Below are 23,341 nucleotides of genomic sequence, written 5' to 3'. Positions count from 1 at the left end.
AAAACCGGCTTTTTTTTAAAATTGATAAACAACACCTACGCCTAACATTTGTTTGAACTGTGTTTTAGCGCCTAAGGTTACTTGTTCTCCGTCGATATTTTTTTTGGATTTAATATCGTCATCATAAATAACATGAAGACCTATATTTGTTCGAATGTATTCATTGACAACTAAATCAAAGGCCACATTATAATCCACATCGATATTACCAAAATTATTAATGTAATCAGAGTATAAACTCAAACGATTCTCCATAATTACATTTTTAACGACTTGCTTCTTATAATATCCGGTTAATAAAAAGCCGAGTTCTATTTTTGATTTTTCTCCCTCTTTATTCAAACTTCCATCGGTATTGTAAATTGCTTTGGTTACTCCAAAAGCCCCTTGATTGGCTAATCTTTGGTCTAGAACAAAGGTCATTTTAGAGGTAAAAGGCGATAGATATAATAATTCATCTTTTTTCTTTGAGGCGTACTCAGCTCCTAATCCTATGAAAACATAAGCTGGAGCAAATGGACTCGAAATCGTTTTTTCCGTATTTGGATAAGCGTATCCATTAGTGAATTGCGTGTTGAAATTAAACTTAGCTGTATGATACCAATTTGACAAGGTGTCCTTTCTATACCCAAAAGCAGAACTAAATAAAAAAACGTCGTCACTTTTTCTAAGTTCGACTCCGTCTTGCTTATTAAGTCCATAACGCATTATGAGTTCATTTGACCAATTGTAATTGCTTGTTGTATATATTCGGCTGAATTTTGTTTTTAACAATCCTGAAACCGAGCTAGTACCCCCTGCATTCCAGTTAACAAAAGCGATTTCGCTTATATCAAATCCAATCGTGTTTTTTTTTGCCCAATGGGAGACTGTATCTTTTGGTTGCTTTAAAGAACCTTCTAGAGTGGTGATTATTTTTTGGGAGAATAAATTAGTGGAAAAAAGGGATATGATTAGTAGGGAAGTAATAGGTATAAATTTCATTATGACTCTTTTTTTAACGTCTTTTGGTGATTGGTTGTTTTAGTTAGAAAGCAGTAATTCTAATGAATTAACGTCGATTTTACAAAATTGTTGTTGTTCTAATATGGTTCCTTGCTCGATATAAGAATCAGGAACACCTAATGTTAGAAGTTGCGCTTTGTAATTGTATCGAGTAGCAAATTCAGCTATAGCGCTACCAAATCCGCCTATAATGGTTCCGTCTTCAATCGTTATGATTTTTTTAAAAGCACGGAAAATGCGGTGTAGTTCTTCTTCATCTAGCGGTTTTACGAATGCAAAATCGTAATGAGCTACGGTATTTGGATGTCCTAAATTAGCTATTGCAAGTGAAACATTATTGCCTATTGGCCCATTGGACAGCACGGCTGTTTCAGTACCGTGAACTAGGCAATTTGCTTTTCCAATTGTAATGATTTCATAAGGTTGTATCCAATTAACAGTAACGCCTCTTCCGCGGGGGTATCGTATTGCGATTGGATGATTTAAACCTAGCTGGGCCGTGTATAGAATATTTCGAAGTGCTATTTCGTTTAGAGGCGAGTAGATTATTAAATTAGGAATACATCGTAAATAAGCGATATCATACAGCCCGTGGTGCGTTGGACCATCTTCGCCTACAAGACCTGCGCGATCCAAGCAAAAAATTACTGGTAAATTTTGTATCGCTACATCATGAATTACTTGGTCATAAGCGCGCTGCAAAAAAGTCGAGTAAATATTGCAATAAACGATCATTCCTTGGGTGGCCATTCCAGCAGCTAGGGTTACTGCGTGCTGTTCCGCTATACCCACATCAAAAGCGCGTTCAGGCAAGGCTTCCATCATGAATTTTAGAGAGCTACCCGATGGCATTGCTGGTGTTATTCCAATTATTTTTTTGTTCGTTTTGGCTAAATCTAAAATGGTAAGACCAAATACGTCTTGGTATTTCGGTGGAAGGTTTTCTTCTGATTTAGAATGAATTTCTCCTGAAATTGGGTCAAATTTGCCTGGAGCGTGGTATTTCACTTGATCTTCTTCGGCTTGTTTTAGGCCTTTCCCTTTGGTTGTGATAATATGGAGAAACTTAGGTCCTTTGATCTTTTGTAATCGTTTTAACTCTTTGATGATAGCATGAATGTCATGTCCATCTATGGGTCCTGAATAATCAAAATTCAAGGACTTAATCATGTTGTTTTGTCTAGGATTGGTACCCGTTTTTACAGCAGTCAAGTAATTTTTTAAAGCGCCTACACTTGGGTCAATTCCTATAGCGTTATCGTTAAGAATTACTAGTAAATTGGCATCAGTAACTCCAGCATGGTTTAGACCTTCGAATGCCATCCCTGCAGCTATGGAGGCATCTCCAATTACTGCAATATGTTGCTTATCGTAATCGCCATTTAAATTAGAAGCAATTGCCATTCCTAGTGCTGCTGATATGGCTGTAGAAGAGTGGCCTACGCCAAAAGCATCGTATTCACTTTCACTTCTTTTTGGAAAACCAGAAATACCATTGAGCTGCCTGTTCGTGTCAAAATTTTCTCTTCGGCCTGTCAAAATTTTATGACCATAAGCTTGATGGCCCACATCCCAAATCAAAAGATCTTTAGGAGTGTTAAAAACATAATGTAAAGCGATGGTAAGTTCGACTACTCCCAGACTGGCGCCAAGATGTCCTTCTTTTGCTGAAACAATATCAATAATAAAATCACGTAATTCTTTAGCTAACTGAGGAAGTTGCCCTTCGTCAAGTTGGCGTAAATCGGTTGGGTTGATGATAGTAGATAGCAGGTTATTCTTCATTGTTTTTCAAAAGACAAAATTACATTTTTAATGTGTAAACATGTTGTTTTCGTACTTTGTAATTTGTTTAATTTCTAAAGAGTCAATTTGGGTTAAAATTTGGGTTCTAAAAAAAGACTTTTTAATAGTGTCTGGTTTAATACTGACTGATAATTGAAATTTGCAGTTTCTTTTTTTACCATTTTGTTCTCCGGGATACCACTCAGGTGATGACTTCAGTACTCTTCTTAATTCTTGGTTGATAGTGCTATTTAGTCCTTTAATAATTGTTACATCATTTAAGGTTCCATCTTGGTCAATTTCGAAAGTAGCTTCAATTTCTCCTTTTAAGCTTTTATTATTGATAACTTGTTTGTAATTATCTTTAATAAAGGAATAGAATTTGGCAATACCTCCCTTGTAATCTGGATAGACGCTAAGTCCAATAACGCCATAAGCAGTGTTATCTTCGTAAATTACCTTTTTATCATTTGTTGATTGTTCTTTTTTCGATACTGGTTCGTTATAAGTTGTAGCTCTATGTTTTTTGAACTTTGCTTGTGGTGTTTTTTTTGAGAGCGGTGTTTTATTTTGCAACGAATCAGCAGGTTTTGGAGTAAGTGAAGGTGTGGTTTCACTGCTTACGATGTCGTTCGTAATTTCGATTTTATCAATCTTTTGCTTTATACCATCGTCGTTTTTGCAACTAAATAGCGTAGTTCCCATAGTAATGAATAGAGCTAATAAGAACAATTTGTTATACTGTGTTTGACTGTATAAAGTTTGTATTGGAATATGAATTGTAATTGAATTCAATTGAGAGCTCTTGAATCTTCCACAAACGTTTGTGTTTTTTTGAAAATAGTGCGCTATTTCATCGGGCAGCATTGTAGTAAAATCAACAACAGTCTTAGCGCAGCTAGTACAAAACTTTCCATTATTAGTTGGAGTCATTTTGTTCCAATCTTCGTTGCAAGGTTCAGGAATATTGATTTTATATGTTCGTTTCATTTTTGAATTTCAATATTTAAAAGTACTAAAAAATAAATTGTAAAGCGCTACTTTTGCTCTATGGAAAATATTTTCACTGACGATTACTTTATGAAAAAAGCTTTGCAAGAAGCTGAAATGGCTTTTGAAAAAGGCGAGATTCCAGTAGGTGCTATTGTTGTTGTCAACAATACGGTTATTGCAAGGTCTCATAATTTAACGGAGCTATTAAATGATGTAACTGCTCATGCTGAAATGCAAGCCATAACCGCTGCAGCCAATTACTTGGGCGGAAAATATTTGAAAGAGTGTACGCTATATGTGACTTTGGAACCTTGCCAAATGTGTGCTGGAGCCTTGTATTGGAGTCAAATTACCAAAATAGTTTTTGGTGCTCGAGATGAACAAAGAGGTTTTATTAAAATGGGAACGCAACTACATCCTAAAACTACTGTTGTGTCTGGAATTATGGCTGAAGAAGCTTCTAGTTTAATGAAGCGATTTTTTGCAGAAAAGAGGAAGTAGGTGTCCCACTTTTATTTCCTAGCCCCGATAGAAGTGGAAATCCTTTTATCCCACTTTTAGGGATAAAAGATTGCAGCGGATAGCGGGAAATAGCTCCTTCCTTCGGCTGCGCTCAGGATGACACTTTTTCTTGCCGATAAAACACAAAAAAACCGCTAATCTTGCGAAAAGCGGTTTGATGTTTAGTCTTTTATAGCATTTCCTTGTTTATCAAAGAAATGATATTCTAAATACGTGTAAGCGTCACGAGGTATAATTTTCACCCATTTTTTATGTTCAAGAAACCATTTTGAACGTAATGATGGAAAACCTTTGGTAAGGTATGCGGCCACAAAAGGGTGTACATTAAGTACTACTTTTTTATGGTTTTTTAATACTCCTTCTAAATCAGATATGATTTTGTCGATGATAATTATTGGCGCTTCAATTTCGCCATTTACATCGTTTGGATCTTCTTCTCTAGTTTTTATATTTCTTTCGGGTCTTACTCTTTGTCGTGTGATTTGGACTAATCCAAATTTACTAGGAGGTAAGATTTTGTGTTTTGCTTTATCGTCGCTCATTTCTTCCCGTAGGAATTCGAACAATGTTTTGCGGTTTTCGGGATTAGACAAGTCGATAAAATCAACTACAATTATTCCGCCCATATCTCGTAAACGCAATTGTCTAGCGATTTCAGCAGCGGCAATCATATTGACTTCCATGGCAGTGTCCTCTTGATTAGAGGCCTTATTTGAACGGTTTCCGCTGTTTACGTCTATAACGTGCAAAGCTTCAGTATGTTCAATAATAAGATAAGCCCCTTTACTCATGGATACTGTTTTTCCAAAAGAAGTTTTGATTTGTCTCTCTATGTTGTATTTCTCAAAAATAGGCGTATCATTTGACTGATAAAACTTTACAATTGATTGTTTGGATGGTGCAATTTCTTGCAAGTAATCCTTTGTTTGGTTGTACAACTCTTCATCATCAATTTGAATACTCGTAAAAGTATCATTAAACACGTCTCTAAGGATAGAAGATGCTCTATTGAGTTCCCCTAGAACCTTTGACGGATGATGAGCAGTTGGTAATTTTTTACACATTGCAGTCCATCTGCTAAGCAGGTTCTGCAAATCTTTTTCTAATTCGGCTGTATTTTTGCCTTCGGCTACTGTACGAACAATAACACCAAATCCTTTTGGTTTGATGGATTGTACAAGTTTTTTGAGTCGGTCTTTTTCTTTACGATCTTCTATTTTTTGAGAAATAGAAACCCGATCAGAGAAAGGAACTAAAACAATAAACCTACCGGCAAGAGAAAGCTCAGCGCTAATTCTTGGCCCTTTGGTTGATATTGGTTCTTTTACTACTTGTACTAAGATAGATTGATTGGCGTTTATTACCTCGGTAATGGTTCCATCTTTGTCTATCTCTTTTTCAAACTGAAAGTTTTTTAGGGAGAAATCTTTTATTTTACCTGCGCTTACAAGTTTTATGAATTTCAACTGAGAAGTTAAATTAGGACCTAGATCATGATAGTGTAAAAAGGCATCTTTTTCGAAGCCTACATTTACAAAAGCAGCGTTAAGTCCAGCAACGGGTTTTCGTATTTTGGCAATAAAAATATCACCTACTTGAAAGTTGCTTTTTTCTTCTTCCTTGTGTAATTCAATTAGTTTTCCATCTTTTAATAAGGCAAAATCTACGAAATCAGAACTAGATCTAATGATTAATTCTTTATTCATTTGTAAATTTTTATCCGAACTTTTTGGCATTGGGCATTGGGCCACAAGCTAATTGTAGGGATGGATTAAACAATAATTTAACAGGTATTGTACCCGGGGAAAACTAGCTGGCAGTTTTGTAAAAGTAATAATCAGCGGGCTGAATACTACTAACGGCTGACTGTGTGCTAATTTTCAATTTCAATGAACGTTTACGTTTAAAAAGAAAAAAGTAGTTAAAAACTACTTTTTCTTTTTGTGACGGTTAGCTCTCGCTCTTTTTTTTCTTTTGTGCGTAGCTACCTTATGTCTCTTTCTTTTTTTACCACTTGGCATAATCGTTTAGATTTTATGATTAATAATATTATTTTGCTTCGTTATTTGTTTTTACTCCTTCTACAAAAACTTTTGCAGGTTTAAATGCAGGAATGTTGTGTGCAGGTATTTTGATAGTTGTATTTTTAGAAATATTTCTACCTGTTTTTTCAGCTCTTGTTTTCACGATGAAACTTCCAAAACCTCTTAAATATACATTGTCTCCAGTCTCTAATGAATTTTTAACTTCATTCATAAAAGTCTCTACTGTTGCTTGAACATCACCCTTTTCAAGACCTAATTTTTCTGAAATTTTTGCTACGATATCTGCTTTCGTCATTTTCTTCCTTATTTATTATATTGTAATAATTTTTTTGAGTTTGCAAATATAGGAATTTAAAAAACAATTATTCAAGCTAATTCATTAAATTTTAATCACATAAACTTTTACTTTTGCAATCAAATAATTAACTGTGAAATTTTCTAATGTTCTTATTCAGTGGTATTTACAAAATAAACGCGATTTACCGTGGCGTAATACTACTGATCCTTACCCAATTTGGCTCTCAGAAATCATGTTACAACAGACGAGAGTAGCGCAAGGTACGCCTTATTTTTTATCTTTTACAAGCGCTTTTCCTACTGTTTTTGATTTGGCTAAAGCCAATGAAGAACAAGTACTGAAATTATGGCAAGGTTTAGGGTATTATTCTAGAGCGCGCAACCTTCATAAAACCGCACAACATATCGCTTTTGAGCTAAACGGGGTTTTCCCAAAAACTTACAAAGACCTTCTCGATCTTAAAGGAGTGGGAGAGTATACCGCTGCTGCTATTGCCTCGTTCTCCTATAATGAAGTAGTCCCCGTTGTAGACGGAAATGTTTTTAGAGTGTTGTCTCGCTATTTTGATGTGGAAACAGATATTGCTTTGGCTTCAGCCAAAAAAGAATTTGCTGCGCTCGCCTTAGCGTTAATACCTGCGAAGGATCCCGCTTCTTTTAATCAGGCTATAATGGAATTTGGAGCCTTGCAATGTGTTCCTAAAAACCCTAACTGCAGTGTTTGCGTTTTTAATAGTAGTTGTGCCGCCTTGCAAAAAGGCAAAGTGAGTGATTTGCCGGTGAAGTCAAAGAAGATCAAAGTTCGCAATCGCTACTTTAATTATATTGTGGTCGCTGATGTTGATGATAATATTGTTATTAATAAGAGAACAGCTAAAGGTATTTGGCATAATTTATATGAGTTTCCACTACTAGAAACCGATAAAGAGGAAGATTTTGACACGATTTCAAACCAAATTACTAAGGAGCTTTTTACCGCGTCCAATGTTATTAGTGTTGAAGAATGTAACAGTAATAGTATTCTTCATAAGTTATCACATCAACATTTGTATATCAAATTTTGGAAAGTAAAGCTATCGGTAGCAATTGACGGAGCAATTCGTGCTGCTGAGTTGAAAACATATCCTTTCCCAATTGTAATTCATAATTTTATTGAAAAGGAGGCTTTTTAAAATCTATATTTTGTGGAAAATAGAATATATCTGGGAACAAGATCAATCATGGTTTTGTAAGAAGCAAAGGAACTAATAGATTGCGCTGAGTAGGTTTCTTCATTTGCAAGATTGTTTAGCACAACTGAATAGGAAAACGGACTTTTAACAGGATTATAATTTAGAGCAGTATTTAGGAACGTATAATTTTGATTGTCCAGATTATAAAAGCTGTATTTTAATTCGGTAACCCAAATTTCTTTAAAGGTGTGATTGATATTGATGTATATATCTGAAGTAGTAGTTCTATTAGTGTTTGATTTATAATTTGATTCAAAAATATTCAAATTATATCCTAAGTCTAAATTAATAAATTTTTTGAAAAAAGTAGTGCCGGAAACTTTATATGTAGCATAATAATTTTGAATTAAGTCGATAGCATCCGAATTTACTTTTATTGGCGTTACAGCCCAATTTTGATTCGTTTCAAGTCGCGTAGCCAGTTTTAATTTTTTGAAATAGTTGGTAAGTCCAATGGTTGCCATTGTATTTTCTCCTCCTTTGCATATAAAGTAGTTGTATTGGTTTATATTTTGGTTTAGTGTGCTCGCTATATTATAAACTGTTGCTGTTTTGAAATACAAAAGAGAGGCTTCTACTGAAAAGCGTTTGGGAGTATTGAATAGAGAGTAGTTTAATGAAACGGTATTTCCATAGATACGACGTATTTCTTGCTCTCCTTTTATGAAACTTCGATAAGAATTTAATTGATTGCTAGCGAGCAATAGGTTAGTCTGCGGTAGCTTTGAGTTATAGTCAATGTTAAATCCAAAGCGCCCCAATCGCTTTAAGAAAAATTCAAATTGTAAATTAGGATTTATTAAAATAAAATCTTGCTCATTAATGTTGGTTTGTGCTACATTAAAGTTTGATGTTATTTGAAAACGATTACTAACTATGAATTTTAATTTTTGATTTAGGTTTATGTTTTTTTTATCAAAAGGGATATTGTTGTCTAAGAATTCAGTATTGCTAGTATTTGATAAATTACTAATAAATCTTTCGTTTTCGTTTTCTATTGTTAGGGTTGAGTTGCTTTCCAAGTTGTTTTTTTTAATCAACAGTGATGTTTTGAAACCAAAATAAGTGAGTTGATTGCTTGTATTTAGTCTGATTTTTTGATTCGAATTGCTTGCTAAGAAATCGTTTAGTGGGTCAGATTTAATAATAACATTTTGGTTTATCCGGCTATCGCCAAAATAAAAATAATTGGTTAAAATTGTATTCTCGGTTAATGAAAAAGTGTTTTGAAGATGATTATAAAATGATTGGTTTTTATTATTTAAATTTTGATCAATTTGATTTTCGTTAAACAACACATTATTTAAAATCTTTTCGGGGTTGTTTTGAAAAGAAAAGTAATTTGTAAAATAGCTTTTTTCGGTTGCAAAATATTTTAATTCTAATTCGGTTGAAGCTAAAGTTTTACTATTTTTATACTTATTGTTTTCCGAGAGAAAAATAGGGTTGGGTTCAATGTTAAACTCTGTTAATGCTAGAGAATTTTGATTTTGAATATCATTTAAATAATATGCTACAGCTCTTAATTTGATTTTATCGGTTAGTTTAGTACTTACGCTTAAGGAATTAAGTAGTGCCTTATTAAATAAACTTTGGGAAGTATTAAATTGATTGTTATCGTTGCTGTCAATAGAATACAAACCTTTTGCTCTTTTCTCGATTCTACCCATAAAATCTGAAAAATCTATAGATTCTTGGTTACCGATAATCAAGCTTGTTGATTTTTCGCCAATGTTATTATAATCTCCGAAGTAAAAAAACTTTATTTTTTTTCGTAACAAGCCCAGATTTAAACTTTCTTTAAATCTGTTTTTTGTTCCAAGTCCACCAGTAACGCTACCAAACTATATATTTGAAAAACCTTCTTTAAATTTAATGTTTAATGCAACTTTGTCTGAATCCGACAATTTTTTTAATATCGGATTTTCTTCAAAATTATCTAAAATTTGTACTTCATCTAGGACTTTGGCGTCTAAGTTTTTTGATAGTATTTTGTAATTTTTATCAAAAAGATCATCCCCATCTAAAAGTAATTTGTTGATTATTTTTCCGTGAGCTCTAATACTACCATCTGCTTCAACTTTTATACTCGGTAATTTCTTTAGTACATCTTCTAGTGTTTGTTCGGTATTATTTGTAAATTTTGATACTTTTAAAAAAGTAGTGTCCTGATTGATTCTTATTTTTTGATCGGTACGAATAATAACCTCTTTCAGAACTTCATTATCTTCCTGCAGTTTAATTGAAAATTTTCGATTGTTATTGTTTACTAAATTGTATTCAAACTCTTGTTTTACGTATCCTAAGCAAGAAATTTCAATTTTGACAATTGTAATGTTTTTATTGTCGAAATTTAATTCAACCTGTCCTTGATTATCAGTCCGTTTATATGCTAAAATGTTTTCAAATAGATCTGAAACTATAACGGAGGCGTTTGCCACTCCTTTATTATTTTGGTCTATGATTTTCCCCTCTATGCTATTAAGCTGGCCAAAGGAGCATACAGGAATCAGAATTAAAAGCAAAAATATTTTTTTCATTTACTCAAATTCTACAAACATTTCAGAGATTTTAGGGTCTACGAATACAATTCCCTTAAAGTTTTTTTGATTCATTCTATTCACGGCAATTGCTTCCTCTTGACGATCTAATCTGAATTTTTTAAAACTTTCATAATCTACGAATTGTATTGCTTTATCTCCTTTTGATTTCATGATAAAAGTTACATTTTGTTTCGTATCTGAGGGATATTCTGCATTTTTAAAATACCAAAATACTTTTTTGTCGGTATCATAAGCTTCAACGATGAGTCCAGGTAAGCCGTGAAGTTTCCATGGTCCGAATGGAATGGCAATTTTAGTAGTATACCAGGCAGTATAATTACGGCCTCTAAAAAAAACAGTTGCTTTTTTGCATAAAAAATCACCAATTTTTTTTGTTTCATTACTAAGTTGCCAATTTAAAGCAGTTGCCTCTTCTTTCATATAGATGTGTTCGTCATAATACAAATTTGACCAAATCGTGTTTTTCTTGATGTTATAAACCACTTGATCTCCTTGTACACTGCGTTTTCCAGTGTACTCTCTTTTTCCTTCGTATTTTTTATTATAAACTGTTATCGAGTTGATTTTTGATGCTTTCTCTAAACTGTCTTTTGCGGTAACATAATACGATTGCTCCTTATTGAATACAAGGTATGCATTGCTGTCGGCTCCTTTAGCGTTTCCTTCTTGTAAGGATTCGATGTAACCGTAATTAACCAGACCTTTGTTTTGAGAAAAAGTAATATTGGATAATAAGAGCAGAAAAAAAATAATTTTTATTTTCATTATTGTAAGTTAAGAATTTAAAAAAAAATGCTTTATAAGGCGGGTAAAATTTAAATGTTATTCAGCTGAAATGTGAGCATCTCTTCTGTCAGAGCAAATTCTGGACGCAACAACCTGAGCGTCTTCCTTCGTTGTTCCTTCTGATGCTAAAAATGATCCGGTGTGTCCTGTTCCGTCGTTACATGAATAGTACCAAGTAACAAGCCTAGTGTCCTCTTCTATGTTATTTTTCTTCTTCTCGACTACTGAGAAGGAATTCAAGGTAATAAATGCGATTGCTGCTAAAATTAGTGGTTTTTTCATGATAATAATAATAATAATAATTTATAATTGTTAGATAATAATTGTGACTTATAAAGCTTCACAAATAAAAAAAAACATCTTACTTTTCCTAATTTTATTTTTATTTTTTTAAAACAAAAAAAATGTATCTTTGATTAAATACCACTTATTATAATGAACGGAACCTTAAATAAAGTTATGCTTATTGGTCACTTAGGTGATGATGTTAAAATGCACTATTTTGATGCAGGAAATTGCATTGGTCGTTTTCAATTGGCAACGAATGAAGTGTATATTAATAAAACAACCAACGAAAAAATTACTTCCACGGAGTGGCATAATTTGGTTGTGCGCAATAAAGCAGCCGAGATGTGCGAGAAGTATTTAAGTAAAGGGGATAAGATATATGTAGAGGGTCGTATCAAATCACGTCAATGGCAAACAGAGGATGGTACCGTAAAATACGCAAGCGAAATACAAGTAACGGAATTTACTTTTTTGACCACTAAAAAAGGCAATGAAAACAACAAACAAATTCCCGGCACTGAATCGCCAAAAAACACTAACTTTGACCCCCAGAATAACGGCTTACCTATCAATGATTTGCCGTTTTGATTGTTTAACTAATCTTTTTTAATTTGGACCCAGAGCCCAGTTTAAATTTTGCATACGCTATTGATTTCGATCTAGTGTTTGGTTTTGCCGGAATAGCTGTATTGCTTTTTTTCTCGGCCCTAGTATCAGGTGCCGAAGTAGCCTTGTTTTCGCTTACGCAAAAAGACCTTGATGAATCAGTTCAAGCAAATCCTACCAAAGGGAAAATATTAGTGGATCTTCTTAGTAAGCCCAAAAAGCTTTTGGCAACTTTATTAGTAGCAAACAACTTTATTAATATTGGCGTTGTAATTTTGTTTTCCTTTATTGGAGGCGGTCTTTTTGCCGCAGTTACCTCACCTGTTTTAAAATTTATTTTAGAAGTTATCGTAGTGACTTTTTTATTGTTGCTTTTTGGCGAGGTTTTGCCCAAAGTATATGCCAGTAGAAACAACTTGAAATTTGCTAGTATTGTTGCTTTGCCAATTTCGTTTTTAGATAGTGTTTTGTCGCCAATTAGTATCCCAATGCGAAATTCAACGGTTTATTTGCACAATAAACTCGGAAAGCAAAAAACAAATTTCTCTGTAGACCAACTGTCTCAAGCATTAGAATTAACGTCATCTGATGATACTTCAAGCGAAGAGCAAAAAATATTAGAAGGAATTGTTTCATTTGGTAATACCGATACCAAGCAGGTAATGAGTCCTAGAATCGATGTTTTTGGATTAGAAATAACAGAGACTTTTGCAGAGATCTACATTAAAATAATTGAAAAAGGATACTCCAGAATTCCGGTTTACCGCGACAATATCGATCAAATAGAAGGAATTTTATTTGTTAAAGATTTACTGCCCCATTTGAACAAAGACGATTTTGATTGGGTAACTTTAATCAGAGAGCCCTTTTTTGTTCCTGAAAATAAGAAACTAGATAATTTGTTGAAGGACTTTCAAAGTATGAAAAGTCATTTAGCAGTTGTGGTTGACGAATATGGCGGTACTTCAGGACTAGTATCATTAGAGGATGTTATCGAGGAAATTGTGGGTGATATTAGTGATGAGTTTGATGATGAGGATATAAATTTCTCTCAAATCGATGATAGAAACTTCCTTTTTGAAGGGAAAGTCAATTTAAGGGATTTCTACAGAGTCGTTGATGTTGATGAAGATGTTTTTGAAGAAAGAAAAGGAGAAGCGGAGACGCTAGCCGGATTTATTTTAGAGATCTCCGGAAATTTCCCTGCCAAAGGACATAAAATCAGTTTTGCAAACTGTTTATTCACTGTAGAAGTGGTAGATAAAAAACGAATTAAACAAATAAAAGTTACTATTGATGCTTAGTTTTAAAAATAGCAGTAGCCGTATTTTAATTGCAATTTTGGGATGTATTTTGCTAGTTTCAGCGACGAGTTGTAAAGATGATGTAATTCCTAAGCCGTCCAGTTATTTGCGATTGGATTACCCGATGGCGGCTTACGCTAATTTTGAAAACAATTGTCCGTTTACTTTTGAAATGAACGCTGATGCGATCATAAAGGCCGAGAAAGATTGTGGGCTTACGATTACCTATCCTAAAATGAAGGCTACCATTTACCTGAATTATCAACCGGTAAAGAATGATATTAATGCCTTGTTAAAAGATGCTCAAACGCTTACTTACAAGCACGTAATCAAAGCAGATGATATCTTGGAACAACCGTACTTAAATCCGCAAAAGAAAGTTTATGGTATGTTTTACCAAGTTGATGGTAATGCAGCGACAAATTCCCAGTTTTATGCAACGGATAGTACGAAGCATTTCGTGCAAGGGACTGTTTATTTCTACGCAAAACCCAATTTTGATTCGATTATGCCAGCAGCAAGTTATATTAAAAATGACATGCAGCACTTATTAGAAACTCTAAATTGGAAGTAGTCTTGAATTAATTTTTCTCAAAAAAATAGGGGTATTCCATAAAATTATTAGATTTTTGACAAAAAATTGAATTAATGGAATCAAAACAAATAAAATGGGGTTATCTAATAGTACTTTCCTTAATCTGGGGGAGTTCTTTTATTTTAATCAAAAAGGGATTACTAGGCTTATCAGCAATTCAAGTGGGTTCCTTGCGAATTGTATTTGCTGCTTTCTTTTTGCTGCTAATCGGTTTCAAAAGTTTATCAAAAATCCCAAAGGACAAATGGAAATTTATTGCTTTGACTTCAGTATTTGGGACCTTTGTACCTGCTTTTCTTTTTGCAATTGCTGAAACCGAATTAGATAGTTCAGTAACCGCCATCTTAAATTCTTTAACACCGCTAAATACTTTAGTTTTAGGAGCTGTTTTTTTTGGAGTGCAGTTTCAGCGCAGGCAAATGTGGGGAGTTTTAATTGGTCTTTGTGGTAGCTTGCTGTTGGTTTTTAATGGGGCGATGAACCATCCAAATCAAAATTATTACTATGCAATATTGGTTATTATTGCGGCTGTTTGCTACGCAGTTAACGTGAACCTTATCAAGCGCTATTTGCATGACTTATCACCATTGAGTATTTCTACAGGGAACTTTTTGTTTTTGTTGTTTCCGTCCTTAGTGATTCTGTTTTCAACTGGTTTTGCTACTGTTATCCAAGTACCACAAGCGCAAGAATCTATTTTTTTTATAATGATTTTGGGAGTGGTAGGAACGGGTATTGCTAATATTCTATTCTTTAAATTAATTCAAATTTCGTCGCCGGTTTTCGCGACTTCGGTGACTTATTTGATTCCAGTAGTAGCTTTCTTTTGGGGATTGCTGGATAACGAAATGTTGACAATTGTTCAATTCTTTGGAGCTTTGATTATTTTAGTAGGGGTGTATTTATCGGCAAAAAAATAGTTTATAGTACATATTACATTTTGATATAAATAAAAATGGCTGTCAGTTATAAACCGACAGCCATTTTTTATTGCTTAGATCGTAGACTATTTAAAGTCTGCGTCTGTAACTCCTTCGTTGATTTTTACTTCAGAGATTTTGATATCTAACTCGATACCTACATTCTGAATAATGTTATAAGGTACTTTAACACCTTTAACAGCTCTATAGTCACCGTAGCTATTGGTTTGTGTAATTGATCGTCCTCCTTGATCCATTGTTTTGGCATCAGCAAGTTTTAAACCAGTTGTTACATCATAATACAGCTTAGTAGTACCGTTTTTAATTACGTAAGCTTCTTTACCATTGAATGTCTCGATTCCTTCAAGAGTAACTCCAGCTTTGCTTGCTAAGGCTGTCTCTTCGAATAAAACGGCACTTTTTTTCATTTCAGCTAATGGCTCTCCGGTAATATCCATACGTTGTCCTTGTTGAACAATGTACCCGCTTGTTTCGTTAATAACCTGTTTCATCATGCTATTTGGTCCCATCGCTAACTCAACAAATACTTTTCCTTTGGCATCCGCTTTTGATGTATATGTTAAAGGGGCTGGTGCTTGAGGAATTACTGTTTGTCCTACCATAGCAATGGTTTTAACAGCTTGTACTGCTTTTAATCCTCCAATTACAGTGATGTAATTGTCTAGAACTGTTTTAGCAGTTACTCCAGCAGGAACTTCTTTTTTGAAAACTGGTTTTTCTACTGGATTTCCGTACTTATCAAAGTAGTACATCGGTATTTTTAATTTTTCTAAACTTGCCGCTACTTCTGATCCTTTACCAGCAATAACAATACGAGTATTATCAGCTAGGAAAAAACGATTTGCCACGTCTTTGATATCTTGTACGGTTACTGCATTAATGTTTTTAATGTAGTTTTCGTAGAAGTCAGATGGTAAGTTTTGCGTTTGTGTATTTAAAGCATAACGAGCGATTGTAGTTGGTTTTTGAACTTGCATTACAAAGTTTCCAATGTATTTCGCTTTTGCATTTTTTAAGTCATCTGCTGAAACAAAATCGTTTCGCATTCTTTTCAATTCATTCAATATCTCAACAACTGAGCTGTCTGTTACTGCATTTCTAACTGAAGCAGTAGAGCTGAATTTTTGCACGTATTTTCCAAATCCGATATCTGAATACGATCCGTATGTCCAACCGTGTTTTTCACGTAAGTTTAAAAACAAACGTCCTTCACCACCACCACCAAGAATTTGGTTTGCTAGTATAGTTGCAAAATATTGTTTGTCTGTTATTTTTAAATTAACGGTGTTCACTAGAGCAATTTCTGACTGTACTGCGTTTGGCATATCAACAAAGTTAATTTGCGTTTGTTGTACATTTTTAGGGTCAGGGTACGTTGGTTGTGGAGCCGTTGCTTTTTGCCAAGAGCCAAAAAGTTTAGTTACTAATTTCTTTACATCATTTGTATTAACATCACCTACAATAACTAGGTAAGCATTACCTGGTACAAAGTTGGTTTTGTAATTGTTGATTGCGTCTTGCAAGGTCACTTTAGAAACACTTTCCGTAGTTAAATATTCTCCAGAAGGGTGGTTTTTACCAAAAGCTAAGGCGTCAACGACTCTTCCAGCTACAGCAGGAACACTTTTTTCTTGTGATTTGATTCCTTCTAAAAGTTTGGTTTGTATTTTGTCAAATTCAGCTTGAGTGAAAACAGTGTTTAAAGCACCGTCAGCCATTAAGGTTAAGATTTTATCTGAGTATTTAGATAATCCACTTGCAGCTGCTCCGTTTGAACTAAAATAGATATTAGCACCTAAAAAGTCAACCTCTTCATTAAAAGCATTTTTAGATGTTGTCGCTGTTCCACTACCAATAAGTTGGCTTGTGATATCAGCAACACCTTTGATGTCTCCTTCAGCATATGGCATATTGTCTAAGCTAAGGCTGTAGGATACTCGTGGTAATTTATGGTTTTCCACCACCATTACTTTCAGTCCGTTTTTCAATTCAAAATTAGTAGACTTACCAATTTTAATAGAAGGGACTGATGTTGATTGTGGCTGCGGAATTACTTGTCCTTGCATAACGAGAGTCAAAAATAGACTGGATAATATATATATTGTTTTTTTCATGATTTTTCGATGTTATTTAGTTGCTTTTTCTGTTTTTGGCAAATAATCCAATACTAATCTCTGGTTAGGGTTTAGGTATTTTTTTGCAACAGTTCTAATTTCTTCAGGTGTAATACTACGGTAGATATCAATCTCAGTGTTGATTAAGTTGATGTCTTTGTACAACATGTAAAAGGTAGCTAGATTACTAGCAATTCCTTCAATACTAGCATTGCTGTTTACATATTGATTTTCGTATTTGTTTTGCAACTTCTGTAACTCTTTAGCTGGTATTAATTCCGTTTGTAACTTTACTATTTCAGCGTCAACTTCTGATAATATTTGTTCTGATGTAAAAGGAGCTTGTGGTAAGCCATACAATATATACATACCGTAATCTTCTTGACTATTGTTGATAGCACCTATTTGTAAAGCCATTTTTTTATCGTCTACGATGTTTTTGTATAATCGAGAACTTTTACCATCACTTAGTATAGTAGAGATGAAGTCCAATACTCTTGCATCACGTGATTTCATTGACGGTGTTCTGTAAGCAGCCACCACCATCGGAATTTGGATGTTTGGGTCTTCAAATGTTGCTTTGATCGTTTGAGTAATTGGCTCTTCTACAAAAGTTTGTCTTTCAATAGCAGGTCCTTTCTCGATTTTACCAAAGTATTTTTGAATCCATTGTTTAGCTTCGTCTGTTTTAAAATCACCAGCTACAACAAGAACTGCGTTGTTAGGCATGTAGAATTTTTTGTTGAACGCTTGGAATTCCTCTAAAGTTGCTGCATCTAAATGATCCATAGATCCAATAGTAGTCCAACGGTAGGGATGGTTTTTAAAGATGTTTTTCTTTACTTCTGGTATGATTTGTCCGTAAGGAGAGTTGTCGTAACGCAGTCTTTTTTCTTCCTTTACCACTTCGTTTTGAGTATCAACACCTATTTGATTAATGATAGGGTGTAACATACGCTCTGATTCCATCCATAATCCTAATTCCAGGTTGTTAGATGGGAATACTTCATAATAGTAAGTACGGTCATCGCTAGTATTCGCATTATTAGTACCTCCGTTTCCGGTTACGATTTTAAACCACTCGCCTCTTTTAATATTTTCAGTACCTTCAAATAATAAGTGTTCAAAAAAGTGAGCAAAACCAGTACGTTCTGGGTTTTCATTTTTAGAACCTACGTGATACATTACTGAAGTAATTACAACAGGTGCCGAAGGGTCGTTTTGAAGTACTACATGCAAACCGTTGTCCATGGTGTACTCTTCAAAAACTACTTTTTGAGCAGATGCGGCTCCTCCGATTAAAAGTGCGGCGCTTAAAGCCATTATTGATTTTTTCATATTGGTTAGTGAATTTGTGTTTGACTATATGTCGTGATGTTACTACTATTGTTACATAAAAAAAGATATTTTTTATCAGAAATGTAATATGGTTTGTTTAAGGTTGTTGCCAGCTAGATGCTGGTCTGAAGTGATTTTCAAATGGTAAAAAACATTGAAAATCAACCTTTAATAATTCTTGTAGATTTTTTTGGAGGAACTGATTGCATACTAAATTTATAATTGTATATTTGCAACCTTAAAAATCAATAAATCAATTTGGTATGTATGCAATCGTAGAGATAGCAGGGCAACAATTTAAAGTAAGCAAAGACTTAAAGGTTTATGTTCACCGTTTAGCTAATGAAGAAGGTTCAAAAGTTTCTTTTGACAAAGTTCTTTTATTAGACGACAATGGTAACATTACTTTAGGCGCCCCAGCTATAGAAGGTGCTTCAGTAGAAGCTAAAGTGTTACAACACTTAAAAGGAGATAAAGTTATCGTTTTCAAAAAGAAAAGAAGAAAAGGATACAAAAAGAGAAATGGTCACAGACAATATCTTACTCAAATTGTAATTGAAGGTATTACTGCAGCAGGTGCTAAAAAAGCAACTACTAAAAAAGCAGCAGTTGAAGCAAGTACTGAAGAAGCACCAGCTCCTAAAGTAAAAAAAGCTCCAAAAGCGAAAAAAGAAGATACTAAAGAATAATAACAATATTTAAACTAATACGTCATGGCTCACAAGAAAGGTGTCGGTAGTTCGAAGAATGGTAGAGAATCAGAATCAAAACGTCTAGGCGTTAAGATTTTTGGTGGACAAGCTGCTATTGCTGGGAACATCATCGTAAGACAAAGAGGTTCAAAACACAATCCAGGTGAAAATGTTTACATTAGTAAAGATCACACGCTACACGCAAGAGTAGATGGAGTTGTTAAGTTCCAAAAGAAAAGAGATAACAAATCATACGTTTCAATCCTTCCATTCGAAGTTGAAGCATAATTGATTTTCTCAATTTATTAAAAAACCCAATCTGAAAAGATTGGGTTTTTTTGTTTTTAATCAAGACTACATAATGTTATTATGTTTATCTAGTTTAATGGATCTTATTTATTGTAATTTGTAATAGTAAAAGACAGGATTGCCACAAACTAATTGAGTGTAATAGTTTTCTACCTTTTCGGCAATATAAAATGCTGTTAGTTCACCAGAATCTTTGATAGTATATTCCCAAATTTCGTTGTTAGCGTATTGAAGTTCAGTAAAAAAATAAGATTCTGGATTGTCAGAAAAAATGAATTTTTCCGTTTTTACCAAATCCCATTTTTTTGCATTGCGATATAATTCGTAAAACAGAATTTCAGTAGTTGTAATAGTAATCATTTTTGCAACTAGGTTGTCCTCTGGCATTGCCCAGCTTGGATCTTTAGAAATCCATTTCCAACTTCCTACTAAATCATTTATTTTGTCTTTCCTGAGTACTGATTTTAATGAATCTGATTTTTGAGTAGCAATTTGTGCAATTTCAGAGGTCGGTATTACGCTGTGCGTGGCAGTGAATTTTTTGATAGCTAGCGGGTAGTTCTTATTTTTTACTAGGTTTTGTCCCTGTTCAAATAGTAGCTGCTGGTATCTGTTTCGGTCATTATCCTGAGCAATCCCTACAAGAGAGAATAAAAGGAGATAAATAAGAAACAGCTTTTTCATTGTGCGATTTTATAGTATTAAATGTACGAAAAATAGTGAATAAATTTATTTTCGACTAATTTTTCGCTCGCGTGAGTGATAGTAGTGAAAATCCTTTACGAAACGGACTGCAGTAAAGATTGCAACGCATAGCACGGCCCGTAGCGGCGAGGAGGAACGACGAAGGAACTACAGGGACACGGCCAAAATCAAAAAACCCTTACTTTTCAGCAAGGGTTTTGAAAATTATAGTGAGATTGCTTCGTTCCTCGCAATGACTCCCTAGTATCTGTAGTACTCTGGTTTGAATGGACCTGCAACTTCAACGCCTATGTAAGCCGCTTGATCGTCACGTAAAGTCTCTAATTCAACACCTAATTTAGCAAGGTGTAACATAGCTACTTTTTCATCTAAGTGTTTTGGTAACATGTAAACTTCGTTATTGTACGATGCACTGTTTTTCCACAATTCGATTTGTGCCAAAGTTTGGTTTGTAAATGAGTTACTCATTACAAAACTTGGGTGACCTGTAGCACAACCAAGGTTTACTAAACGACCTTCGGCAAGTAAGATAATATCTTTACCGTTGATAGTATATTTGTCAACTTGTGGTTTGATCTCCACTTTAGATGCTCCGTGATTCGTGTTTAACCAAGCAACTGCGATTTCGTTATCAAAGTGTCCGATGTTACAAACGATAGTTTTGTCTTTCATTTGCTCAAAGTGCGAACCTAGAACGATATCTTTATTTCCTGTAGTTGTGATTACAATATCAGCATTACCAACAACAGTGTCTAATTTTTTAACTTCAAAACCGTCCATTGCAGCTTGTAAAGCACAAATTGGGTCAATTTCAGTTACTGTAACAATAGATCCAGCACCTCTAAACGAAGCAGCAGTTCCTTTTCCTACGTCACCGTATCCACATACTACTACTCTTTTACCAGCAAGCATGATGTCAGTTGCACGACGAACCGCATCAACTGCTGATTCTTTACAACCGTATTTGTTGTCAAATTTCGATTTAGTAACCGAGTCATTAACGTTGATTGCAGGCATTGGTAATGTTCCCGCTTTCATTCTTTCGTATAGTCTGTGAACTCCAGTTGTAGTCTCTTCAGATAAACCTTTGATTCCAGGAATTAATTCTGGGTAGCGGTCAATAACCATATTTGTTAAATCTCCACCATCATCAAGGATCATGTTCAATGGTTGTCTGTCTTCACCAAAGAATAAAGTTTGCTCGATACACCAGTCAAAATCTTCTTCGTTCAACCCTTTCCAAGCATATACTTGGATTCCAGCAGCAGCAATTGCAGCAGCAGCTTGATCTTGAGTTGAGAAAATATTACATGATGACCAAGTTACCTCAGCTCCAAGAGCGATCAATGTTTCGATTAATACAGCAGTTTGGATTGTCATGTGTAAACATCCAGCAATACGAGCTCCCTTTAGTGGTTGTTCGTCTTTATATTCAGCACGAAGTGCCATTAAACCTGGCATTTCAGCTTCTGCTAGTTCAATTTCTTTTCTTCCCCAAGCCGCTAGAGAAATGTCTTTTACTTTGAAAGCCACATAAGGCATAGTCGATGTACTCATTTATAGTATATTTGTAATTAGTTCGTCTGTTTGCCAAATTTGGCTAAGATGAATTTTTTGCAAATTTACGTAATAACTTTATAATTATAGCACATATCACAACATTTAAGAAATGTTTAATTGTCTAATATTTTGATGGTTAGTTAAATACTAGCTTTTAGGAGCTATTTCCCGCTATCCGCTTTATCTTTATGTTCTTAAAGAAAGAACATAAAGGATGCCGCTACTATCGGGGCTAAAAACAAACAGGAATACAACCTATGCCGTTATACAAAACAATACAATTCAATACTACTACTCAAATCCTAGTTTGGAAGATTACCGAATCCTATCAAGAGTTATTTGAGTCAGTTGTTGTTAATCCAACTAACCTTATTCGGTTGGGTAACATGAAATCAGAGTTGCACCAACGCGCTTTTCTAAGTGTGCGTCGGTTGTTTCAAGAAATTGGTCATACTGATCTCGATTTGCATTATGATGCTTTTGGAAAGCCACACATAAAAGGCGAAAATCATATTTCGATAACACACTCTCATGAGTTTTCGGCCATTGTTATCAGTAACGAACTCGTGGGCATCGACATGGAGTTGCAGCGCGACAAAATCATGCGTATTGCTGATAAATTTGTGGATGAAGAATTTCAGTATTTGGACCAAAACAACAAGGAAGAATACATTAAAAAACTAACGGTTATTTGGGGTGCTAAAGAAGCTATTTTTAAAATTAGAAACGAAAAAGGAATCAGTTTTAAGGATCATATAAAGGTGAAACCATTTCTTTTATCAAACGAACAGATACAGGCTGAACTTCATTTTCAAAACATTGTGCAAGAGTTTGATTTGTTTCACGAAGAAATTGAAGGTTTTGGACTTGTTTATGCCTTTGAACATTAATACCAACTACCAATTTGCGAATTCACGGTTTTACCTATGACACATATCTATAATGACATTTTAAAAGCAAAACGGGAGAATATAAAATTACTAGCCATTTTGCTCGATCCTGATAAAATTGATTTAAAAACAATTGATGAATTAGTTTCAAAAATCAATCAATCTCCAGCAACTCATATTTTTATTGGCGGGAGCTTAGTGACAACAAATATTCTAGAGGTTTTGATTGTGAAAATTAAAGAAAGTTGCGGCTTACCACTCATACTTTTCCCGGGAAACCCGTCTCAGATTTCTGATCAAGCAGATGCTATTTTGTTTTTATCATTAATCTCCGGTCGCAATCCCGATTTTTTGATAGGACACCAAGTAGCTGCAGCTCCAATAATCAAAAAGACAAAATTAGAGGTCATTTCAACAGGGTATATGCTAATTGAAAGTGGTAGTGCAACAGCAGTAGAAGCAGTAAGTAAAACAAAACCTTTACCAAGATACAATTTTGATTATGCTGTGGCGACAGCGCAGGCAGGCGAAATGTTAGGGAACAAATTAATTTATCTCGAAGCGGGTAGTGGAGCAAAACTCGCAGTTCCTTTACAAATGATTAATTTAGTGGCCCAAAACATTGCTATTCCACTAATTGTAGGAGGCGGAATTGCAGATTTAAAAGGAATACAATCTGCTTACGAAGCTGGTGCTGATCTAGTGGTTATAGGAACCGCTTTTGAAAACGATATTCATTTTTTTGAAAAGAATGCAAATTAATAAACCTT

The 23,341-nt window shown here is 34.4% G+C and carries 23 protein-coding genes; 10 read left to right on the top strand and 13 right to left on the bottom strand.

Annotated features, from left to right (window positions below; all coding sequences use genetic code 11):
* Positions 1 to 15: 15 nt before the first annotated feature.
* From ACZ2G0_RS01995 to ACZ2G0_RS01985, 3 genes are read right to left on the bottom strand one after another with little or no spacing between them, the layout of a single operon-like run.
* Positions 16 to 984, bottom strand: coding sequence for a DUF3078 domain-containing protein (locus ACZ2G0_RS01995; protein WP_300285013.1), 969 nt, complete (start codon positions 982 to 984; stop codon positions 16 to 18).
* Between the two features lie 39 nt (positions 985 to 1,023).
* The gene (locus ACZ2G0_RS01990; RefSeq protein WP_470308774.1) at positions 1,024 to 2,790 is read right to left on the bottom strand and encodes a 1-deoxy-D-xylulose-5-phosphate synthase; all 1,767 of its coding nucleotides are present in this window, start codon (positions 2,788 to 2,790) and stop codon (positions 1,024 to 1,026) included.
* 27 nt (positions 2,791 to 2,817) lie between these two features.
* Complete coding sequence (locus ACZ2G0_RS01985; RefSeq protein ID WP_470308773.1) at positions 2,818 to 3,780, bottom strand: energy transducer TonB; 963 nt, start codon at positions 3,778 to 3,780, stop codon at positions 2,818 to 2,820.
* Between the two features lie 60 nt (positions 3,781 to 3,840).
* On the opposite strand from ACZ2G0_RS01985, the gene ACZ2G0_RS01980 reads away from it, so the two are divergent.
* The gene (locus tag ACZ2G0_RS01980) at positions 3,841 to 4,284 is read left to right on the top strand and encodes a nucleoside deaminase (RefSeq protein WP_470308772.1); all 444 of its coding nucleotides are present in this window, start codon (positions 3,841 to 3,843) and stop codon (positions 4,282 to 4,284) included.
* Between the two features lie 182 nt (positions 4,285 to 4,466).
* Here ACZ2G0_RS01980 and ACZ2G0_RS01975 read toward each other — a convergent pair whose 3' ends face one another.
* Positions 4,467 to 6,011: a ribonuclease E/G gene (locus ACZ2G0_RS01975; protein ID WP_300285030.1), complete on the bottom strand. Its 1,545-nt coding sequence runs from the start codon at positions 6,009 to 6,011 to the stop codon at positions 4,467 to 4,469.
* 343 nt (positions 6,012 to 6,354) lie between these two features.
* Positions 6,355 to 6,645 carry an HU family DNA-binding protein gene (locus tag ACZ2G0_RS01970; protein ID WP_066080765.1) on the bottom strand — a complete coding sequence of 97 codons (291 nt, stop codon included), beginning with the start codon at positions 6,643 to 6,645 and terminating at the stop codon, positions 6,355 to 6,357.
* A gap of 133 nt (positions 6,646 to 6,778) precedes the next feature.
* Here ACZ2G0_RS01970 and mutY point away from each other — a divergent pair, with 133 nt between their 5' ends.
* Positions 6,779 to 7,819 (top strand): A/G-specific adenine glycosylase, encoded by a 1,041-nt coding sequence (mutY, locus tag ACZ2G0_RS01965; RefSeq protein ID WP_470308771.1) that lies wholly within the window; start codon positions 6,779 to 6,781, stop codon positions 7,817 to 7,819.
* On the opposite strand, the gene ACZ2G0_RS01960 is transcribed toward mutY, so the two are convergent.
* From ACZ2G0_RS01960 to ACZ2G0_RS01945, 4 genes are all read right to left on the bottom strand, one after another.
* Complete coding sequence (locus tag ACZ2G0_RS01960; RefSeq protein ID WP_470308770.1) at positions 7,816 to 9,591, bottom strand: hypothetical protein; 1,776 nt, start codon at positions 9,589 to 9,591, stop codon at positions 7,816 to 7,818. The two genes, mutY and ACZ2G0_RS01960, sit on opposite strands and share 4 nt — an antisense overlap.
* A gap of 132 nt (positions 9,592 to 9,723) precedes the next feature.
* A complete protein-coding gene (locus ACZ2G0_RS01955; protein ID WP_470308769.1) occupies positions 9,724 to 10,419 on the bottom strand; it encodes a carboxypeptidase-like regulatory domain-containing protein in 696 nt (231 codons plus the stop codon).
* Positions 10,420 to 11,208, bottom strand: a complete 789-nt coding sequence (locus ACZ2G0_RS01950) for a GLPGLI family protein (RefSeq protein WP_470308768.1) — start codon at positions 11,206 to 11,208, stop codon at positions 10,420 to 10,422.
* A 57-nt stretch (positions 11,209 to 11,265) separates the two neighbouring features.
* Positions 11,266 to 11,511, bottom strand: coding sequence for a hypothetical protein (locus tag ACZ2G0_RS01945; protein ID WP_470308767.1), 246 nt, complete (start codon positions 11,509 to 11,511; stop codon positions 11,266 to 11,268).
* A 153-nt stretch (positions 11,512 to 11,664) separates the two neighbouring features.
* Between ACZ2G0_RS01945 and ACZ2G0_RS01940 the strand changes: the two genes are divergently transcribed.
* From ACZ2G0_RS01940 to ACZ2G0_RS01925, 4 genes are all read left to right on the top strand, one after another.
* Positions 11,665 to 12,105: a single-stranded DNA-binding protein gene (locus ACZ2G0_RS01940; RefSeq protein ID WP_470308766.1), complete on the top strand. Its 441-nt coding sequence runs from the start codon at positions 11,665 to 11,667 to the stop codon at positions 12,103 to 12,105.
* 23 nt (positions 12,106 to 12,128) lie between these two features.
* Positions 12,129 to 13,427: a gliding motility-associated protein GldE gene (locus tag ACZ2G0_RS01935; RefSeq protein WP_470308765.1), complete on the top strand. Its 1,299-nt coding sequence runs from the start codon at positions 12,129 to 12,131 to the stop codon at positions 13,425 to 13,427.
* Complete coding sequence (gene gldD / locus ACZ2G0_RS01930) at positions 13,420 to 14,001, top strand: gliding motility lipoprotein GldD (RefSeq protein WP_470308764.1); 582 nt, start codon at positions 13,420 to 13,422, stop codon at positions 13,999 to 14,001. The genes ACZ2G0_RS01935 and gldD overlap by 8 nt, the downstream gene beginning before the upstream one ends.
* A gap of 74 nt (positions 14,002 to 14,075) precedes the next feature.
* On the top strand, positions 14,076 to 14,942 hold the full coding sequence (locus ACZ2G0_RS01925) for a DMT family transporter (RefSeq protein WP_470308763.1): 867 nt from the start codon (positions 14,076 to 14,078) through the stop codon (positions 14,940 to 14,942).
* 86 nt (positions 14,943 to 15,028) lie between these two features.
* Here ACZ2G0_RS01925 and ACZ2G0_RS01920 read toward each other — a convergent pair whose 3' ends face one another.
* Together ACZ2G0_RS01920 and ACZ2G0_RS01915 are read right to left on the bottom strand one after the other, a co-directional pair.
* The gene (locus tag ACZ2G0_RS01920) at positions 15,029 to 17,077 is read right to left on the bottom strand and encodes a M16 family metallopeptidase (protein WP_470308762.1); all 2,049 of its coding nucleotides are present in this window, start codon (positions 17,075 to 17,077) and stop codon (positions 15,029 to 15,031) included.
* Between the two features lie 12 nt (positions 17,078 to 17,089).
* A complete protein-coding gene (locus tag ACZ2G0_RS01915) occupies positions 17,090 to 18,415 on the bottom strand; it encodes a M16 family metallopeptidase (RefSeq protein WP_470308761.1) in 1,326 nt (441 codons plus the stop codon).
* Between the two features lie 263 nt (positions 18,416 to 18,678).
* Between ACZ2G0_RS01915 and rplU the strand changes: the two genes are divergently transcribed.
* On the top strand, positions 18,679 to 19,104 hold the full coding sequence (gene rplU, locus ACZ2G0_RS01910) for a 50S ribosomal protein L21 (protein WP_470308760.1): 426 nt from the start codon (positions 18,679 to 18,681) through the stop codon (positions 19,102 to 19,104).
* Positions 19,105 to 19,128: 24 nt separating this feature from the next.
* Positions 19,129 to 19,395 carry a 50S ribosomal protein L27 gene (gene rpmA / locus ACZ2G0_RS01905; protein WP_026709571.1) on the top strand — a complete coding sequence of 89 codons (267 nt, stop codon included), beginning with the start codon at positions 19,129 to 19,131 and terminating at the stop codon, positions 19,393 to 19,395.
* 108 nt (positions 19,396 to 19,503) lie between these two features.
* On the opposite strand, the gene ACZ2G0_RS01900 is transcribed toward rpmA, so the two are convergent.
* Together ACZ2G0_RS01900 and ahcY are read right to left on the bottom strand one after the other, a co-directional pair.
* Complete coding sequence (locus ACZ2G0_RS01900; protein ID WP_470308759.1) at positions 19,504 to 20,100, bottom strand: hypothetical protein; 597 nt, start codon at positions 20,098 to 20,100, stop codon at positions 19,504 to 19,506.
* A gap of 261 nt (positions 20,101 to 20,361) precedes the next feature.
* On the bottom strand, positions 20,362 to 21,678 hold the full coding sequence (gene ahcY, locus ACZ2G0_RS01895; protein WP_470308758.1) for an adenosylhomocysteinase: 1,317 nt from the start codon (positions 21,676 to 21,678) through the stop codon (positions 20,362 to 20,364).
* 260 nt (positions 21,679 to 21,938) lie between these two features.
* On the opposite strand from ahcY, the gene ACZ2G0_RS01890 reads away from it, so the two are divergent.
* Positions 21,939 to 22,571 carry a 4'-phosphopantetheinyl transferase family protein gene (locus tag ACZ2G0_RS01890; RefSeq protein WP_470308757.1) on the top strand — a complete coding sequence of 211 codons (633 nt, stop codon included), beginning with the start codon at positions 21,939 to 21,941 and terminating at the stop codon, positions 22,569 to 22,571.
* A 36-nt stretch (positions 22,572 to 22,607) separates the two neighbouring features.
* Positions 22,608 to 23,333 (top strand): phosphoglycerol geranylgeranyltransferase, encoded by a 726-nt coding sequence (locus ACZ2G0_RS01885; RefSeq protein ID WP_470308756.1) that lies wholly within the window; start codon positions 22,608 to 22,610, stop codon positions 23,331 to 23,333.
* Positions 23,334 to 23,341 lie beyond the last annotated feature (8 nt).

Source organism: Flavobacterium sp. KKT103 (assembly GCF_055640565.1).
This window is presented reverse-complemented; position numbering and strand designations above follow the sequence as displayed.

What these genes read in the sequence shown, in the direction of transcription:
- ACZ2G0_RS01915 (WP_470308761.1), bottom strand. Translation starts at nt 18,415, where the DNA reads ATGAAAAAATCAATAATGGCTTTAAGCGCCGCACTTTTAATCGGAGGA.
- ACZ2G0_RS01995 (WP_300285013.1), bottom strand. Translation starts at nt 984, where the DNA reads ATGAAATTTATACCTATTACTTCCCTACTAATCATATCCCTTTTTTCC.
- ACZ2G0_RS01925 (WP_470308763.1), top strand. Translation starts at nt 14,076, where the DNA reads ATGGAATCAAAACAAATAAAATGGGGTTATCTAATAGTACTTTCCTTA.
- rpmA (WP_026709571.1), top strand. Translation starts at nt 19,129, where the DNA reads ATGGCTCACAAGAAAGGTGTCGGTAGTTCGAAGAATGGTAGAGAATCA.
- ACZ2G0_RS01940 (WP_470308766.1), top strand. Translation starts at nt 11,665, where the DNA reads ATGAACGGAACCTTAAATAAAGTTATGCTTATTGGTCACTTAGGTGAT.
- ACZ2G0_RS01920 (WP_470308762.1), bottom strand. Translation starts at nt 17,077, where the DNA reads ATGAAAAAAACAATATATATATTATCCAGTCTATTTTTGACTCTCGTT.
- ACZ2G0_RS01945 (WP_470308767.1), bottom strand. Translation starts at nt 11,511, where the DNA reads ATGAAAAAACCACTAATTTTAGCAGCAATCGCATTTATTACCTTGAAT.
- ACZ2G0_RS01955 (WP_470308769.1), bottom strand. Translation starts at nt 10,419, where the DNA reads ATGAAAAAAATATTTTTGCTTTTAATTCTGATTCCTGTATGCTCCTTT.
- gldD (WP_470308764.1), top strand. Translation starts at nt 13,420, where the DNA reads ATGCTTAGTTTTAAAAATAGCAGTAGCCGTATTTTAATTGCAATTTTG.
- ahcY (WP_470308758.1), bottom strand. Translation starts at nt 21,678, where the DNA reads ATGAGTACATCGACTATGCCTTATGTGGCTTTCAAAGTAAAAGACATT.
- rplU (WP_470308760.1), top strand. Translation starts at nt 18,679, where the DNA reads ATGTATGCAATCGTAGAGATAGCAGGGCAACAATTTAAAGTAAGCAAA.
- ACZ2G0_RS01980 (WP_470308772.1), top strand. Translation starts at nt 3,841, where the DNA reads ATGGAAAATATTTTCACTGACGATTACTTTATGAAAAAAGCTTTGCAA.
- ACZ2G0_RS01890 (WP_470308757.1), top strand. Translation starts at nt 21,939, where the DNA reads ATGCCGTTATACAAAACAATACAATTCAATACTACTACTCAAATCCTA.
- ACZ2G0_RS01990 (WP_470308774.1), bottom strand. Translation starts at nt 2,790, where the DNA reads ATGAAGAATAACCTGCTATCTACTATCATCAACCCAACCGATTTACGC.
- ACZ2G0_RS01970 (WP_066080765.1), bottom strand. Translation starts at nt 6,645, where the DNA reads ATGACGAAAGCAGATATCGTAGCAAAAATTTCAGAAAAATTAGGTCTT.
- ACZ2G0_RS01950 (WP_470308768.1), bottom strand. Translation starts at nt 11,208, where the DNA reads ATGAAAATAAAAATTATTTTTTTTCTGCTCTTATTATCCAATATTACT.
- ACZ2G0_RS01975 (WP_300285030.1), bottom strand. Translation starts at nt 6,011, where the DNA reads ATGAATAAAGAATTAATCATTAGATCTAGTTCTGATTTCGTAGATTTT.
- ACZ2G0_RS01985 (WP_470308773.1), bottom strand. Translation starts at nt 3,780, where the DNA reads ATGAAACGAACATATAAAATCAATATTCCTGAACCTTGCAACGAAGAT.
- ACZ2G0_RS01900 (WP_470308759.1), bottom strand. Translation starts at nt 20,100, where the DNA reads ATGAAAAAGCTGTTTCTTATTTATCTCCTTTTATTCTCTCTTGTAGGG.
- ACZ2G0_RS01885 (WP_470308756.1), top strand. Translation starts at nt 22,608, where the DNA reads ATGACACATATCTATAATGACATTTTAAAAGCAAAACGGGAGAATATA.